This is a genomic window from Pseudomonas sp. V88_4 (assembly GCF_029967985.1).
GTDB lineage: Bacteria > Pseudomonadota > Gammaproteobacteria > Pseudomonadales > Pseudomonadaceae > Aquipseudomonas > Aquipseudomonas glycinae.
On sequence record NZ_JASCAF010000040.1, the window covers coordinates 258,497 to 273,853 of the forward strand.

Here is a 15,357-nt window from a genome sequence, read left to right on the forward strand (position 1 = left end):
CGGGATGTTGCGGCACCCTTGAGTGCCAAACCGGTCACAAGTTTGCGACCGATGGCTCAAGGCACCCTTGGCGCCGCCGATAACCTGCTGACAGGAGACCCTTCATATGCTGCCACCGATGCTCCCCCTGAGCGCCGTGCCGATCACTTCCCAGCAGGATCCGATCCGCCAGCGACCGGATATTCCCCCTGTGGTGCCGGTGCAGGAAAGCTCCAACGAAAGCACCATCGACCTGCAAAAGCGCGATCCGGAAGAGGACGGCTATCTGCTGCGCGAAGAGCAGCGCCGCCAGCAGGAACGCGATCGCCGGCGCCGCGAAGCCGACGACGACCCGGAAGCGCACCTTGCCGTGCCCGGCACCGAACTGAATGCTGACAACACCGTTCCGGTGGCGCCGCTGATGGAAGATCAGCCACGTCAGGGGCTTTGGGTCGACATCGAAATCTGAGGCCGGGTTGCCAGCTCCATCAGATTTTCCAGCAGCACGTCGATCTCTTCTTCTGTGTTCAAGTAACTCACCGAGACCCGCGCAATATTCGTCAGCCCGCGCGCCTGCATGTCCAGCGGCGTGTAGGCCACGCCATTGGCGCCGATGTTGATTCGCCGTTCGGCCAACGTCTGCTTGAGCGCCACGCTGTCCCAGCCTTCCAGCGTGAAGGCGATCAGCCCGGATTGTTGATTGGCCGTTCCGAGATCCCGTAGCGTCAGGCCGGGAATCGCCTTCAGACGTTGGCGCAATCCACTGCTCAGTTGTTCGATGCGCTGGCGGATGGGGATCGCGCCGAGGCGGTTGTACTCCTCCAACGCATTGGCCAGCCCGGCCAGCAGGGCCAGCGACACTTCACTGGTTTCAAATCGGCGCGCGTCGTCACGCAAGGTAAAGCGCTTGCCATCCCACGGCGCCGACAAAACATCGCGTTGCACGGGGAGCAACCGTTGCAAAAATTGCGGCCGGATGTACATCAGCGCCGTGCCGCGCGGCCCGCGCAGGAATTTGCGCCCGGCACCCTTGAGCACGTCGCACTGCAAGGCCTGAACATCGCAAGGCAACTGGCCCAGCGCCTGACCGGCGTCGATGAAATAAGGGATGCCATGGCGCCGCGCCACACTGCCGATCTGCGCGGCGGGGTTGATCAGACCACCGTTGGCCGGCAGCCAGGTCAGGGCGATCAGCCGCACCTGGCCGTCGATCATCTGCGCCAGGGCTTGCGGGTCGACCGCACCGTGGGCGTCACAAGCAATCACTTCGAGCCGCGCGCCGGCCTTCACCGCTTCGGCCATGCACGCCAGGTTGCCGGCCCATTCATGGCGGCCCACCAGAATCCGCTCGCCGGGCTGCCACGGCCCCAGCGCATTGAACGCCTGGCTCCAGGCCGCCGAGCCGCTGCTGGCGAAGGCGACATCCTCGGGTTCAGCGTTGAGCAGGGCGGCGGCCGCGTTGCGCGCGCGTTCCTGGACCCGGTTGTCCGCCGCTTCCATCGGCCCGCCGAGGGCTTCGCGTTGCAACTGTTCGATCACTGCATTGAGGGTGGCCTGGCTCGGCAGCGAGGCGCCGGCGTGGTTGAAGTGGAACACCTGAGCGCAACCGGGGGTGACGGCGCGCAGGCGCGAGAGGTCATCGATGTTCACGGCTTGAGCTCGAAGATCGCGTCGATTTCCACCGCAACGCCGGCCGGCAGGCTCGACACGCCGACCGCGGTGCGCACGTGCCGGCCCTTGTCGCCGAGGGCGTTGACCAGCAGGTTCGAGGCGCCGTTGGCGATGACGCCCTGGGCCTTGAAGTCCGGTGTGGCAGCCACGAAAACCCCGAGGCGCAGGATGCGCACCAGTTTCGACAGGTCATCGCCCAGCGCATGGCTCAACTGGGCGAGCAGGCCCAGGGCAGCCAGTTCAGCGGCTTTAACTCCTTCCTCGTCGGAAATCGCTTCGCCAAGTCGCCCGATGAAAGCAGGTTTGCCGTCGAGCAATGGAATCTGCCCGGAGATGAACAACTGATTCTGGCTGAGCACATGGTTGACGTAATTGGCGATCGGCTGGCTCGGTTCGGGCAGGCGCAGGCCGAGTTGTTGCACACGTTGGCTGAGGGAATCGGTCATGGGAAGTCCTCCTGAGTGAGGGCTTCAGCATGTTGGCGCGAGCGGAGGGCGACAAACGGATAGATTTAATCCGACGCATCCAAAAAACTCATGCGTTGGCCGTTTCCTCCAGCCACTCGCAGAAACTTTGCGCTGCCGGCGTGTTCGGGCGTTGCGGGGTGACCAGCCAATAACCGATCTCGCCGAGCATCGGCGGCGTGTCGAAGGCTGGCACCAACGCGCCGTCATTGATCCGCCGTTCGATCATTCGCTGGCGACCCATGGCGATGCCCTGACCGGCGACGGCCGCTTCGACGACGATGTTGTAGTCGTGCAGCATGACGCTGGATACATGAGCCAGATCGATGCCGCTGTGTTGCTGCCAGTCGTTCCACTCGAACGGCTGGTGCGACTTGGCCATCAGCAACGGTCCGTTGCTCACGCCCTTGGCCTTGAAGGCCGGGCTGCACACCGGCATCAGGGTTTCATCCATGAACCGGCGGGCCTGGACTTTCGGCCAGCCGCCCTTGCCGTAGCGGATCGCCAGATCCACCTCGCCCGCGTCGACGTCAGCCAGTTGCACGGCGGGCAGCAGTTCGACATGGATGTTCGGGTATTTCACGTTGAAGTCCGCCAGACGCGGTGCCAGCCACAAGGTAGCGAAAGAGGCGAGCAGACCGATGCGCAGGATGGTGGGGCGTTCGCCGCGCAGGTGGTGGGTGGCGGCGGCAATCGCGGCGAGGGCCGGTTCGATCTGCCGGTAGTAATGTTCGCCGGCGGGTGTCAGATCGATCGCCCGGGTGCGGCGCACGAACAGTCGCTGATTGAGGAATTCTTCGAGTTTGTGCACCTGATGGCTGATCGCGCTTTGGGTCACCGACAGCTCATCGGCAGCCTTGATGAAACTCAAATGGCGGGCCACGGCCTCGAAGGCGCGCAAGGCCATCAGCGGTGGCAGATCCTGATGCAGGGGCACGGCGCAGATCCTTCGGGTTCAGGGCGAGGTGCCGATTGTGCGGGCAAATCCGGTGGGCGGTACATGAATTGTTGTAGAGCGTTCAGGTCGGTGGCTGGTCAGCGCTTGCGTCAGGCCGCATTATTGGCGCAGTCCTGTCGGGGATCCGGCAGTTGTGATTCAGTCCAAGCGATGCACCGAACGCCATGAGCCAAGACGACAAGCTGATTGACCTCAACACCGAACGCGCCAAGCGGGTGCATGACCTCAACGAGAAGCGCCTGAACGAAGTACGTCAGGCTTTCGAGCAGGCCATGCCGCTGGGTAAACCGAAGAAAAAGCCGAAAAACAAACCGAAAAAGCGTTGATCTCCCCTGCATCCGTTGATGCAGGTCAGTTATTTCCCCTCCTTTCTTCTGCGTATTGACCGGCATTGATCCCGGTCAATTCCGGCGCCTGCCTGATTGGTTAACTTAGCTCCATCGCAGCAGAGCAGGGGCCAGGAGGCCAGTCATGTTTTTCGATAACGTGGTGTTTGCCGGGGTCCTGACTGTGGGCCTGATGGTTCTGTTTTTTGCAGGGTTTGGATTTTTTATCTGGAAGGATGCGAACAAGCGCAAGAAGCCTTGATTCTTCCGGGTTTGATGAGCACGCAAGGCATTTTGGGCAACTTCGGTTGCCCTTTTTTTTTGTCTTCTTGGCGGCCTTTGGGCCGACCATGCTCTTGGGGTTTTGGGTGTATATCCGTTTCTTCGGGTGCTGCCGCTGGCGGTTCCGCCCTTACGGCGGCTCACTTTTTCAAACGCCAAAAAGTAAGCAAAAGGCTTGGCCCCGGCGTTCGGCACCTCGCTGAGGCTCGGTGTTCCTTCGTTCCGGGATTCATCCGGGGGCATCGCCTACGGTTTGCTTCGCTGCACCTCCTCTCGATGCATGCGGCTACGCCGCACGGTCGCTGCGCTCCCACCCCCGGATAAATCCCTCCACTCAGCCTGCCGATGGGGCCGGCACGTCAAAAGCGGTACTCGAGCTAACGCTCATCGTTTTGAGTGGTGGGAAGCCAAGGCCAAAGCCAAAGCCAAAGCAGGTGCGGGATGTGGGCTGTTTAAGACCGGAGCTCACCTCGGTATGTCACGTCGGCGTACTTCACCCAAACACCTCGATCGGCTCCCTCTCCCTACGGGCGGTCCGACGTTTCGGGAGGGCTGGGGTGAGGGCGCTCTTGATCTTCAGCACCTCTTCACCGCGACCAACAAAAAAGGCGTGATCCTTTCGAATCACGCCTTTTTCATTTCAGCGGTCTATCAGCTACCCAGCGCCTTCGACGCCAGCCAGAACAGGCCGGCCGACAGGGCCACGGTGGCCGGCAGGGTCAGGACCCAGGCCAGCAGGATGGTTTTCACCGTGCCGCCTTGCAGGCCGCTTTTGTTGGCGACCATGGTGCCGGCCACGCCCGAGGAGAGGACGTGGGTGGTGGACACGGGCAGGCTGAAGATGTTGGCCATGCCGATCAGGCTGGCGGTGGTGATCTGGGCCGACATGCCTTGGGAGTAGGTCATGCCTTGCTTGCCGATCTTCTCGCCGATGGTCAGTACCACGCGTTTCCAGCCGACCATGGTGCCCAGGCCCAGGGCCAGCGCTACCGCCAGAATCACCCAGAACGGGGCGTATTCGGTGGTGGTGGTCAGGTCTTTGCGCAGTTTGTCCAGGTCGGCTTTTTCACGAGCGGCGAGGCCTGGCAGTTTGCTGACTTTCTTCGCGGTGTCGTCCAGGCAGAGCAGGTAGCGACGCACTTCGATGCGGCTTTCAGCGGACAGCGAGTGGTAGTCAGCTACACCTTTGAGCGTGTCGAGCAGGGCGGCGATGGTCGGTTCGGTCTGTTGCGGGTTGCAACGGAATTTCTCCGGCAGGTCGCCGTCCACGCTTTTGCCCAGGGCCAGGAATTCGCCCAGGGTATCGGCGTTGCGCTTGTAGAACTGGCTCAGGTGCAGGGTCGCGTCGCGAGTGCGTTCGATCTGGTAGGTGGTGCTGTTCAGGTCGAGTACGAACTGCGCAGGCACGATACCGATCAGTACCAGCATGATCAGGCCGATACCTTTCTGGCCGTCGTTGGAGCCGTGCACGAAGCTCACGGCCATGGCCGAGATCACCAGGACCAGACGGTTCCAGAACGGTGGGTGCTTCTTGTCGTCGATCTTGCGGCGCTGCTCCGGCGTCTTGTGCATCTTCGACAGCGGGCGCCACCATTTCAGGCCGATCAGCACCAGTGCGGCGATCAGGAAGCCGGCCATCGGCGAGAACACCAGCGAGGCGCCGATGTCGATCGCTTTCTGCCAGTTGACCCCGTCGGCCAATGGGATTTCGTTGATCAGGGCGTTGGCCAGGCCGACACCGAGGATCGAGCCGATCAGTGTGTGCGAACTGGAGGCCGGGATACCGAAGTACCAGGTGCCCAGGTTCCAGGCGATCGCGGCGGCGAGCAGCGAGAACACCATTGCCAGACCATGGCCGGTGTTCACGTTGATCAACAGTTCTACCGGCAGCAGGTGCACGATGGCATACGCCACGCCAACGCCGCCCAGCAATACGCCGAGGAAGTTGAACACGCCCGAGAAGAACACCGCCAGGTGAGGCGGCATCGCTTTGGTGTAGATAACAGTGGCTACCGCGTTAGCGGTGTCATGAAATCCATTGATGAACTCGAAGGCGAGGACAAATGTCAGGGCGAGCAGGAGGCTCACAAGCACCCAGGCATCCAGTCCGCTGAATAAATCGATCATGAAGGTTTTCTGACCCGGTCATAAGGGGGCGCGATTATGCCAGAAAAGACTGGAAATCGATCCCCTACCTGCTCATCGGTAACATTCTTCAACGAATTAATTTGTATCAGAGGGCATTACCCCAGCTTTTTGCGTGGTTTTGCAAGTCATTGATTCAGTTAAGAAAAACGTAAAGATCCGGCGGGTTGGCCGGTTGTCGGGAGGGGCCAGAAGCTTGTATGAAATATCTTGGAAACACGTCTGACATGCTCCAAACCTGTGCAATACAGAGGAGTTGGCCGCTGCCCGCGGGTAGCGGGCGCGCAAGGCATCGTCAGTCCACCGTGCTTGTAACCCGGTGAGTACGCTTACCCTCGAAAGATGGAAGGGACCGCTTCAAGGCTCTTCGGCTTTGAGTTCCTCTTCCATTTTTTTCAGTTCTTGCTGGAAGACCTGATCCTGAACGGTAGGGCGTTTACGCCAGGCTTTGCGTTCTGGTTCGGGCTGGGCGGCGTAGGTGGTGACTTCCCCGCCGTAAACTTCCTTGTAACGTTGTTCCTGGCGCTCAAGTTCCGCGCGCAGTTCGTCTTTCGTCACAGTGCTACCTGTATGAGTTGAGATAAATGTCTGGTGAACGCACTGCAACGGATCATTTAACCGGTTCGCCAACAAGCGCTTGCCTGTGCAGGCAGCGCTATTGTCGGGAAGCGGTCAGGACTTCCATGTTGCAGGCGGCTACGGCACCAGATTAAAACTGACGCAGCATCAGTTTCCTGTTTCAGCGAGCGCGCTGGCGGTGCATGAGTAATGAGCATCAGGCGCTGGCCGGGGCTGGCGGCGATGGACATCGCGCCAGCGAGCGACACCGTCTGCAAAAAAGCGCGGTGTCGCTGAGGTGCATTATAGCGGCCGAATCGGGATTGACTATCTTTGCCAAATTAAAAACGGTTCCGGATGTGTGATTGTTTTGTGACGTGCAACTTTCATCGATAGTTGCATCCTTGTTGCGCAGTGTTTGGTTTCTGGCGCCATTTAGTCGAACAACTAAGGCGCTTAAATTCCGCAGCCTTTCCTAGTTCAAATCCGCTCTGCACAGCCCAGCCAAGGAGGAGAGGATGATTGCGATTATCGGTCGACGGTTCGATAATCGCCCGGTGTTGGCGGTCTGTCGCTTGTGTAACCGCCGGCGAGCCGTTTGTATAGCTGTTGATCCGAACAAGAAAAAAGGACCCGACATGAACGATCAAATGCGCAATTCCTTCACCTCGGTAGCGCCGCCGATCGTCGCTTCGCCGGCCAAGCGTATCCAGGCCCTGACCGGTGATCCGGATTTCATGACCTCCCTGGCCCGCGGCCTGGCGGTAGTGCAGGCGTTCCAGGAGCGCAAGCGCCACCTGACCATCGCCCAGATCAGCCACCGCACGGAAATTCCCCGCGCCGCCGTACGCCGTTGCCTGCACACACTGATCAAGCTCGGCTACGCCACCACCGACGGGCGCACCTATTCGTTGCTGCCCAAAGTGCTGACCCTCGGCCACGCCTATCTGTCTTCGACGCCGCTGGCGGTCTCGGCCCAGCCGTACCTCGACCGCATGAGCGAGCAACTGCACGAGGCCTGCAATATGGCCACGCTGGAAGGCGACGACATTCTCTACATCGCCCGTTCGGCCACCACTCAGCGTCTGATTTCGGTGGACCTCTCGGTGGGCGGGCGCTTGCCGGCGTATTGCACGTCCATGGGGCGGATTCTGCTGGCGGCGCTCGACGACACCTCGCTGCGCGAATACCTCGACCATGCCGAACTGGTGGCCAAGACCAGCCGTACGATTCACACCCCCGACGCCCTGCTCGAATGTCTGCAGGAAGTGCGGCAGCAAGGCTGGTGCATCGTCGATCAGGAACTGGAGCAGGGCCTGCGTTCGATTGCCGTGCCAGTCTATGACGCTTCCGGCCAGGTGGTGGCCGCGCTCAACGTCAGCACCCACGCCGGTCGCGTCAGCCGCACCGAGCTGGAGCAGCGCTTTCTGCCCGGCCTGTTGAGCGCCAGCCGCGACCTCAGTGCGCAGTTGTTCGCCTGATGAAGCTGTTCGATAAACGCACAGAGTTGCGTTTATCGAATTGACGCTAAAACCCCCGGATCATTAATGTCGCGGCAGCGTCATCCGGCGCGAATATGAATGAGCCCGCCGGATTGTCGACTCCCATAATAATGACAAGAGGCAACTTCCCATGCGCATGTCCCCCGACTGTCGCCGCACCCGTTCCTGTTGCCGGTATTAGCGCAACGCCTGATTCCTTCCTTATATAGTTGTGACCGTGCCGCTCTCTGGCCGGCCGCCGTTCGACTGCGTTTTCTTGCGTGGAATAAAAATAATGAACCAGCCTCAGTCCGCTGTGGGTCACTGCCTCGACGTGCAGTCCTTCATCAATGCCCAACCGATCTCGCGCTATCAGTGGCGCGTGGTGATCCTGTGTTTCCTGATTGTGTTCCTCGATGGCCTCGATACTGCGGCGATGGGCTTTATTGCGCCTGCGCTTTCCCAGGACTGGGGCATCGACCGCGCCAGCCTCGGCCCGGTGATGAGTGCCGCGCTGATCGGCATGGTCTTCGGCGCGCTGGGCTCCGGTCCGCTGGCTGACCGCTTCGGGCGAAAAGTCGTACTGGTCGGCGCGGTTTTTCTGTTCGGTGCTTTCAGCCTGGCTTCGGCCTACGCCACCAACGTCGATCAACTGCTGGTGCTGCGTTTCCTCACCGGTCTGGGACTGGGCGCGGGGATGCCGAACGCCACCACGCTGCTGTCGGAATACACCCCGGAGCGCAAGAAGTCGTTGCTGGTGACCAGCATGTTCTGCGGCTTCAACTTGGGCATGGCCGGCGGTGGATTCATCTCGGCCAAGCTGATTCCTGCGTTTGGCTGGCACAGTCTGTTGCTGATCGGCGGGATTCTGCCGCTGATCCTCGCCGTGGTGCTGCTGCTCTGGCTGCCGGAATCGGCACGTTATCTGGTGGTGCGCAATCGCGGCACCGACAAAGTGCGCCAGACCCTCGCGCCCATTGACCCGGCCACCGTCGCTCAGGCTGCGAGTTTCAGCGTGCCGGAACAGAAAACCGTCAAAGCGCGCAACGTGTTCGCGGTGATTTTCTCCGGCACCTATAGCGTCGGCACGTTGCTGCTGTGGCTGACCTACTTCATGGGCCTTGTCATCGTTTACCTGCTGACCAGTTGGCTGCCAACCCTGATGCGCGACAGCGGCGCGAGCATGGAGCAGGCGGCGTTTATCGGCGCGCTGTTCCAGTTCGGCGGGGTGTTGAGTGCGGTCGGCGTAGGTTGGGCGATGGACCGCTTCAATCCGCACAAGGTCATCGGCATTTTCTACCTGCTGGCCGGGGTGTTTGCCTACGCCGTTGGGCAGAGCCTGGGCAATATCACGCTGCTGGCGACGCTGGTGCTGGTGGCGGGCATGTGCGTCAACGGTGCGCAATCGGCGATGCCGTCGCTGGCGGCGCGGTTTTATCCGACTCAGGGCCGGGCGACCGGTGTGTCGTGGATGCTCGGGATCGGCCGCTTCGGCGCGATTCTCGGCGCGTGGATGGGCGCGACCCTGCTGGGCCTGGGCTGGAATTTCGAACAGGTGCTGACGGCGCTGGTGATTCCGGCCGGGCTGGCCACGGCAGCTGTGGTGATCAAGGGTCTGGTCAGTCACGCGGACGCGACCTGATATCCACGTTCATCACTCCCGCACGCGGTGCGGGAGTGATCATTAGGTAGATAACAATCTGTTCGATAAACGAACACTCAGTCGATTATCGGATTGTTTGGCGAAATTCAGCGGCTTAATCTTCAGTGACTCCGGCGCAGAACCTCGCGCCTTTTTATCACTGGCGATTCATTACAAAAACAGGAGCCCGCTCCATGGCTGAGATCCTTTCGCTGCACGACGCGGTGAAGCAATTCGTCAACGACGGCGACACCGTCGCGCTCGAAGGCTTCACTCACCTGATCCCTACGGCGGCGGGTCATGAAATCATTCGTCAGGGCAAGAAAGATCTGACCCTGGTGCGGATGACGCCTGACCTGATCTACGACCAACTGATCGGCGCCGGCTGTGCACGCAAGCTGATCTTCTCCTGGGGCGGCAACCCTGGCGTGGGTTCGCTGCACCGTCTGCGCGACGCGGTCGAGAAGCAATGGCCGCACGCGCTGGAAATCGAAGAACACAGCCACGCCGACCTGGCTAACGCCTACGTCGCCGGCGCTTCCGGCCTGCCATTCGCGGTGCTTCGAGCCTACGCCGGTTCCGACCTGCCGAAGGTCAACCCGCTGATCAAGTCCGTGACTTGCCCGTTCACCGGCGAAGTGCTGGCGGCCGTACCGTCGGTGCGCCCGGACGTGACCGTGATCCACGCTCAGAAAGCCGACCGTCAGGGCAACGTGCTGCTGTGGGGCATCCTCGGTGTGCAGAAAGAAGCCGCATTGGCCGCCAAACGCTGCATCGTCACCGTCGAAGAAATCGTCGACAACCTCAACGCGCCGATGAACGCCTGCGTGCTGCCGACCTGGGCCTTGAGCGCGGTCTGCCACGTACCCGGTGGCGCGCATCCGTCCTACGCCCACGGTTACACCGAGCGTGACAACCGTTTCTATCAGGCGTGGGATCCGATCGCCCGCGACCGTGAGACGTTTACCGCGTGGATCAACGAATACATCCATGGCTGCGCTGACTTCAGCGAGTTCCAGGCCAAGTTGGCCGCTGCTTCGGAGGCCAAGTAATGACTTACACCACCAATGAAATGATGACCGTCGCCGCGGCCCGTCGCCTGAAGAACGGCTCGGTGTGCTTCGTCGGTATCGGCCTGCCGTCGAAAGCCGCCAACCTGGCGCGTCTGACTTCGTCGCCGGACGTGGTGCTGATCTACGAGTCGGGCCCGATCGGCGCAAAACCCAGCGTATTGCCACTGTCCATCGGTGATGGCGAACTGGCTGAAACCGCTGACACTGTCGTGCCGACCGGTGAGATTTTTCGCTACTGGCTGCAGGGCGGGCGCATTGACGTCGGTTTCCTCGGCGCAGCCCAGGTCGACCGTTTTGGCAACATCAACACCACCGTGGTCGGCGACTATCACCAGCCGAAAGTGCGTCTGCCGGGTGCCGGTGGCGCGCCGGAGATCGCCGGTTCCGCCAAAAGCGTGCTGATCATCCTTAAACAGTCGGCGCGTTCGTTTGTCGACAAGCTCGATTTCATCACCTCGGTCGGCCATGGCGAGGGCGGCGATTCGCGCAAACGTCTGGGCCTGCCGGGCGCCGGCCCGGTCGGGATCATCACCGACCTGTGCATCATGGAACCGGAAGAGGGCACCCACGAATTCGTGGTCACCGCACTGCACCCGGGCGTGACCCGCGAGCAAGTGGTCGCCGCTACCGGTTGGGCGATCCGTTTTGCCGACAGCGTGGCCACCACCGCCGAACCGACCGAGGTCGAGCTGACTGCGCTGCGCGATCTTGAAGCGCGCACCGCCGCCGCCCACGGCCAGGCACCGGGAGAAGCATGATGCGTGACGTTTATATCTGCGATGCGATTCGTACCCCCATCGGTCGTTTCGGTGGCGGTCTGGCAGCGGTTCGCGCCGACGACCTGGCCGCCGTGCCGATCAAGGCTCTGATGGAACGCAATCCATCGGTGGACTGGAGCGCCATCGACGAGGTATTCCTCGGCTGCGCCAACCAGGCCGGCGAAGACAACCGTAACGTGGCGCGCATGGCGTTGCTGCTGGCCGGCCTGCCGGAGAGCGTACCGGGCGTCACTCTCAATCGCCTCTGCGCGTCGGGCATGGATGCCATCGGCACCGCGTTCCGCGCCATCGCCAGCGGTGAAATGGAGCTGGCGATTGCCGGTGGCGTCGAGTCGATGTCCCGCGCACCGTTCGTGATGGGCAAGGCTGATGCGGCGTTCTCGCGCAACATGAAACTGGAAGACACCACCATCGGCTGGCGTTTCATCAACCCGTTGATGAAGGCCCAGTACGGCGTCGACGCGATGCCGCAGACCGCCGACAACGTCGCCGACGATTACGAAGTTTCCCGCGAGGATCAAGACGCTTTCGCCCTGCGCAGTCAGCAACGGACGGCCGCGGCTCAGGCTGCTGGCTACTTCGCCGAGGAAATCGTCGAAGTGCGGATCGCCCACAAGAAGGGCGAAACCGTGGTCAGCCAGGACGAACACCCTCGCGCCGACACCACGCTTGAAGCGCTGAGCAAACTGAAACCGGTCAACGGCCCGGACAAGACCGTCACCGCTGGCAACGCGTCGGGTGTCAACGACGGTGCCGCCGCGCTGATTCTGGCCTCCGCCGAGGCGGTAAAAAAACACGGCCTGACCGCCCGCGCCAAAGTGCTCGGGATGGCCAGCGCCGGGGTCGCGCCACGGGTGATGGGCATCGGCCCGGTGCCGGCGGTGCGCAAACTCACCGAACGCCTCGGCGTGGCGGTCAGCGATTTCGATGTGATCGAGCTCAACGAAGCGTTTGCCAGCCAGGGTCTGGCGGTATTACGCGAGTTGGGGCTGGCGGACGACGCGGCGCAGGTCAACCCGAACGGCGGCGCGATTGCCTTGGGCCACCCGTTGGGCATGAGCGGCGCGCGACTGGTGCTGACCGCGCTGCATCAGCTGGAAAAATCCGGTGGCAAGAAAGGTCTGGCGACCATGTGCGTCGGTGTCGGCCAGGGTCTGGCCCTGGCCATCGAACGCGTCTGACGCAAGCCGTGACGAAAAAGAACAGAGGAAAGCGAAATGACTGACAAGCCTGGTTACCGCCGCCCGCAGGAAGGCACCCAGCCGCCGTACCTGCACCCGACCTATCAATCCACCAATCTGCGCTCGCCGTCCAAGCCGCTGGTGTTTCTGCCGCATTCGCTGTCGGAAATCACCGGCCCGACCATCGGCGCCGAGCGTGTGGCGGACACCGATAACGATCTGACCGCCCAGCACCAGGGTGAACCCCTCGGTGAGCGGATCATCATTCATGGGCGTGTACTCGACGAGGACGGTCTGCCGGTGCCGGGGATTCTGGTGGAGATCTGGCAGGCCAACGCCGCCGGTCGCTACAACCATGCCCGTGACCTGCACGATGCACCACTGGACCCGAATTTCACCGGCACCGGCCGCACCGTGACCGACGCCGACGGCTGGTATCAGTTCCAGACCATCAAGCCCGGCGCCTATCCGTGGGGCAACCACCACAACGCCTGGCGTCCGGCGCATGTGCATTTCTCGCTGTTCGGGCCGAGCATCCTGACCCGTCTGGTCACGCAGATGTATTTCCCGGGCGATCCGCTGCTGGCCTACGACCCGATCTACAACTGCGTGCCGGACACCTCGGCCAAGGAACGCCTGATCGCCGCTTTCGATCTGGAAAAAACCATTCCGTCCTACGCCCTCGCATATCGCTGGGACATCGTGCTGCGCGGCCGCGAAGCCACGCCGATGGAGAAATGAGATGACCCTGACTGCGACCACGTCCCACACCGTCGGGCCGTATTACCACATCGGCCTGACCTGGCTGAACCGTGAAAACCTGGCCAACGAACTGACCCTCGGCCAGCGCGTGGCGATCACCGGCCAAGTGGTGGACGGCAACGGCGACGTCGTCAACGACGCCATGCTCGAAGTCTGGCAGGCCAACGCCGCCGGCAAATACGATCACCCGGAAGACGAGCAGGCCAAACCGCTGGACCCGAATTTCGAAGGCTTCGGCCGGGTGCCGGTAGATGCCGATGGGAGCTTCCGTTTCACCACGATCAAACCGGGCACGGTCGAAGGCCTGAAAGGCACGACTCAGGCGCCGCATCTGGTGGTGCTGGTGTTTGCGCGCGGGCTGGTGAAGCACTTGCTGACGCGGATTTATTTCGAGGGCGATCCGGCGAACGTCAACGATTCACTGCTCGAATGCGTACCGGCCGAGCGCCGCGATACGTTGCTGGCGAAGGCGGATGCGGCGGGTGTCTATCAGTGGAATGTGATTCTGCAGGGCACTGATGCCGAGACGGTGTTCTTCGATTACTAGAACACCACTTAACCCTGTGGGGGCGAGCTTGCTCGCGATGGCGGTAGTTCAGTGTCCTATGTGCTGAATGACACACCGCATCGCGGGCAAGCCCGCTCCCACAGGGATTTGCGGCGCAGAGTGTCTGTGGAACGGGACTGTTGCGAAGTGTGTCTAGACTCTCACTGTCCCTATCGAGTGAAAAAACAATGACAACCACCACCTCCCATTACACCGGTGAAGAGCGCAGCAAGCGCATCTTTGCCATTGTCGGTGCCTCGTCCGGCAACCTCGTCGAATGGTTCGACTTCTACGTCTACGCCTTCTGCGCGATCTATTTCGCCCCGGCGTTTTTCCCCTCCGACAACCCGACGGTGCAACTGGTCAACACGGCAGGCGTATTCGCCGCCGGGTTCCTGATGCGACCGATCGGCGGCTGGATTTTCGGCCGGGTCGCGGACAAGCACGGGCGCAAGAACTCGATGCTGATCTCGATCCTGATGATGTGCTTCGGCTCGCTTCTGATCGCCTGTTTGCCGACCTACAAGGACATCGGCGTCTGGGCGCCGCTGCTGCTGTTGTTCGCGCGTCTGCTGCAAGGCCTGTCGGTGGGCGGTGAGTACGGCACCACCGCGACCTACATGAGCGAAGTCGCGCTCAAGGGCCAGCGCGGGTTCTTCGCCTCGTTCCAGTACGTGACCCTGATCGGCGGGCAACTGCTGGCGGTGCTGCTGGTGGTGATCCTGCAACAGTTCCTCACCGAAGAAGAATTGCGTGCCTACGGCTGGCGGATTCCGTTCGTGGTCGGAGCGGTAGCGGCGCTGATTTCGCTGTTCTTGCGTCGCACGCTGAAAGAAACCACCAACAAGGAAACCCGTGAGCACAAGGACGCCGGCAGCATCAGTGCTCTGTTCCGCGACCACAAGGCTGCGTTCATCACCGTGCTCGGTTACACCGCCGGTGGCTCGCTGATTTTCTACACCTTCACCACGTATATGCAGAAGTACCTGGTGAACACCGCCGGCATGCACGCCAAGACCGCCAGCTACATCATGACCGGCGCGCTGTTCCTGTACATGTGCATGCAGCCGTTGTTCGGCATGCTCGCCGACAAGATCGGCCGACGTAACTCGATGCTCTGGTTCGGCGGCCTCGGCACGTTGTTCACGGTGCCGATCCTGCTCAGCCTGAAAAGTGTCGGCAGCCCGTTCCTGGCCTTTGTGCTGATCACTTTGGCGCTGGCGATCGTCAGTTTCTACACCTCGATCAGCGGTCTGGTGAAAGCCGAAATGTTCCCGCCGGAAGTGCGCGCCCTCGGCGTCGGCCTGGCCTACGCGGTAGCGAATGCGATCTTCGGCGGTTCGGCAGAATACGTGGCCCTGAGCCTCAAGGCTGGCGGAATGGAAAACGCGTTCTACTGGTATGTCACGATCATGATGGCCGTGGCGTTCCTGTTCAGCCTGCGCCTGCCCAAAGAAGCGAAGTATTTGCACCACGACCTTTAAACCATGCGCGCGGGCCACAACGGCC

At 61.6% G+C, this 15,357-nt stretch carries 16 protein-coding genes; 11 read left to right on the plus strand and 5 right to left on the minus strand.

The window, feature by feature from the left end:
- The first annotated feature begins 106 nt into the window (after positions 1–106).
- Positions 107–448 carry a hypothetical protein gene (locus QLG12_RS16480; RefSeq protein WP_007959194.1) on the plus strand — a complete coding sequence of 114 codons (342 nt, stop codon included), beginning with the start codon at positions 107–109 and terminating at the stop codon, positions 446–448.
- Here QLG12_RS16480 and QLG12_RS16485 read toward each other — a convergent pair.
- The 3 genes from QLG12_RS16485 to QLG12_RS16495 all read right to left on the minus strand — a co-directional run bounded on the left by QLG12_RS16485 (position 418) and on the right by QLG12_RS16495 (position 3,051).
- Positions 418–1,629 (minus strand): aminotransferase class V-fold PLP-dependent enzyme, encoded by a 1,212-nt coding sequence (locus QLG12_RS16485; protein ID WP_197868654.1) that lies wholly within the window; start codon positions 1,627–1,629, stop codon positions 418–420. The two genes, QLG12_RS16480 and QLG12_RS16485, sit on opposite strands and share 31 nt — an antisense overlap.
- Entirely contained in the window at positions 1,626–2,096 is a 471-nt protein-coding gene (locus QLG12_RS16490) for a RidA family protein (protein ID WP_197868653.1), read from the minus strand. The genes QLG12_RS16485 and QLG12_RS16490 overlap by 4 nt, the downstream gene beginning before the upstream one ends.
- Before the next feature lie 88 nt (positions 2,097–2,184).
- Complete coding sequence (locus QLG12_RS16495; protein ID WP_282474916.1) at positions 2,185–3,051, minus strand: LysR substrate-binding domain-containing protein; 867 nt, start codon at positions 3,049–3,051, stop codon at positions 2,185–2,187.
- A gap of 185 nt (positions 3,052–3,236) precedes the next feature.
- On the opposite strand from QLG12_RS16495, the gene QLG12_RS16500 reads away from it, so the two are divergent.
- Complete coding sequence (locus QLG12_RS16500; protein WP_007959203.1) at positions 3,237–3,398, plus strand: hypothetical protein; 162 nt, start codon at positions 3,237–3,239, stop codon at positions 3,396–3,398.
- Positions 3,399–3,543: 145 nt separating this feature from the next.
- Positions 3,544–3,660 (plus strand): cytochrome c oxidase subunit CcoM, encoded by a 117-nt coding sequence (gene ccoM, locus QLG12_RS16505; RefSeq protein ID WP_007959205.1) that lies wholly within the window; start codon positions 3,544–3,546, stop codon positions 3,658–3,660.
- Positions 3,661–4,331: 671 nt separating this feature from the next.
- Here ccoM and QLG12_RS16510 read toward each other — a convergent pair.
- Together QLG12_RS16510 and QLG12_RS16515 are read right to left on the minus strand one after the other, a co-directional pair.
- A complete protein-coding gene (locus QLG12_RS16510) occupies positions 4,332–5,807 on the minus strand; it encodes an inorganic phosphate transporter (protein WP_197868650.1) in 1,476 nt (491 codons plus the stop codon).
- Between the two features lie 375 nt (positions 5,808–6,182).
- Complete coding sequence (locus QLG12_RS16515) at positions 6,183–6,383, minus strand: hypothetical protein (protein WP_007957826.1); 201 nt, start codon at positions 6,381–6,383, stop codon at positions 6,183–6,185.
- Between the two features lie 638 nt (positions 6,384–7,021).
- Here QLG12_RS16515 and pcaR point away from each other — a divergent pair.
- The 8 genes from pcaR (at position 7,022) to QLG12_RS16555 (ending at position 15,332) form a co-directional block, all read left to right on the plus strand.
- On the plus strand, positions 7,022–7,864 hold the full coding sequence (pcaR, locus tag QLG12_RS16520; RefSeq protein WP_007917109.1) for a pca regulon transcriptional regulator PcaR: 843 nt from the start codon (positions 7,022–7,024) through the stop codon (positions 7,862–7,864).
- Positions 7,865–8,159: 295 nt separating this feature from the next.
- Entirely contained in the window at positions 8,160–9,506 is a 1,347-nt protein-coding gene (locus QLG12_RS16525; RefSeq protein ID WP_197868649.1) for an MFS transporter, read from the plus strand.
- A gap of 194 nt (positions 9,507–9,700) precedes the next feature.
- Positions 9,701–10,558, plus strand: a complete 858-nt coding sequence (locus tag QLG12_RS16530; RefSeq protein WP_003222404.1) for a CoA transferase subunit A — start codon at positions 9,701–9,703, stop codon at positions 10,556–10,558.
- Complete coding sequence (locus tag QLG12_RS16535) at positions 10,558–11,337, plus strand: CoA-transferase subunit beta (RefSeq protein WP_007957829.1); 780 nt, start codon at positions 10,558–10,560, stop codon at positions 11,335–11,337. The genes QLG12_RS16530 and QLG12_RS16535 overlap by 1 nt, the downstream gene beginning before the upstream one ends.
- Entirely contained in the window at positions 11,334–12,539 is a 1,206-nt protein-coding gene (gene pcaF, locus QLG12_RS16540; protein ID WP_197868648.1) for a 3-oxoadipyl-CoA thiolase, read from the plus strand. The genes QLG12_RS16535 and pcaF overlap by 4 nt, the downstream gene beginning before the upstream one ends.
- A 36-nt stretch (positions 12,540–12,575) precedes the next feature.
- On the plus strand, positions 12,576–13,280 hold the full coding sequence (pcaH, locus tag QLG12_RS16545) for a protocatechuate 3,4-dioxygenase subunit beta (RefSeq protein ID WP_011332820.1): 705 nt from the start codon (positions 12,576–12,578) through the stop codon (positions 13,278–13,280).
- A 1-nt stretch (position 13,281) separates the two neighbouring features.
- On the plus strand, positions 13,282–13,848 hold the full coding sequence (gene pcaG, locus QLG12_RS16550; RefSeq protein WP_282474917.1) for a protocatechuate 3,4-dioxygenase subunit alpha: 567 nt from the start codon (positions 13,282–13,284) through the stop codon (positions 13,846–13,848).
- Positions 13,849–14,036: 188 nt separating this feature from the next.
- A complete protein-coding gene (locus tag QLG12_RS16555; protein ID WP_282474918.1) occupies positions 14,037–15,332 on the plus strand; it encodes an MFS family transporter in 1,296 nt (431 codons plus the stop codon).
- Positions 15,333–15,357 lie beyond the last annotated feature (25 nt).

Bases quoted from the DNA above. Each gene is read 5' to 3' on its own strand.
- QLG12_RS16480 (WP_007959194.1), top strand. From the start codon at position 107: ATGCTGCCACCGATGCTCCCCCTGAGCGCCGTGCCGATCACTTCCCAG.
- QLG12_RS16490 (WP_197868653.1), bottom strand. From the start codon at position 2,096: ATGACCGATTCCCTCAGCCAACGTGTGCAACAACTCGGCCTGCGCCTG.
- QLG12_RS16500 (WP_007959203.1), top strand. From the start codon at position 3,237: ATGAGCCAAGACGACAAGCTGATTGACCTCAACACCGAACGCGCCAAG.
- ccoM (WP_007959205.1), top strand. From the start codon at position 3,544: ATGTTTTTCGATAACGTGGTGTTTGCCGGGGTCCTGACTGTGGGCCTG.
- QLG12_RS16510 (WP_197868650.1), bottom strand. From the start codon at position 5,807: ATGATCGATTTATTCAGCGGACTGGATGCCTGGGTGCTTGTGAGCCTC.
- pcaR (WP_007917109.1), top strand. From the start codon at position 7,022: ATGAACGATCAAATGCGCAATTCCTTCACCTCGGTAGCGCCGCCGATC.
- QLG12_RS16525 (WP_197868649.1), top strand. From the start codon at position 8,160: ATGAACCAGCCTCAGTCCGCTGTGGGTCACTGCCTCGACGTGCAGTCC.
- QLG12_RS16530 (WP_003222404.1), top strand. From the start codon at position 9,701: ATGGCTGAGATCCTTTCGCTGCACGACGCGGTGAAGCAATTCGTCAAC.
- QLG12_RS16535 (WP_007957829.1), top strand. From the start codon at position 10,558: ATGACTTACACCACCAATGAAATGATGACCGTCGCCGCGGCCCGTCGC.
- pcaF (WP_197868648.1), top strand. From the start codon at position 11,334: ATGATGCGTGACGTTTATATCTGCGATGCGATTCGTACCCCCATCGGT.
- pcaH (WP_011332820.1), top strand. From the start codon at position 12,576: ATGACTGACAAGCCTGGTTACCGCCGCCCGCAGGAAGGCACCCAGCCG.
- pcaG (WP_282474917.1), top strand. From the start codon at position 13,282: ATGACCCTGACTGCGACCACGTCCCACACCGTCGGGCCGTATTACCAC.
- QLG12_RS16555 (WP_282474918.1), top strand. From the start codon at position 14,037: ATGACAACCACCACCTCCCATTACACCGGTGAAGAGCGCAGCAAGCGC.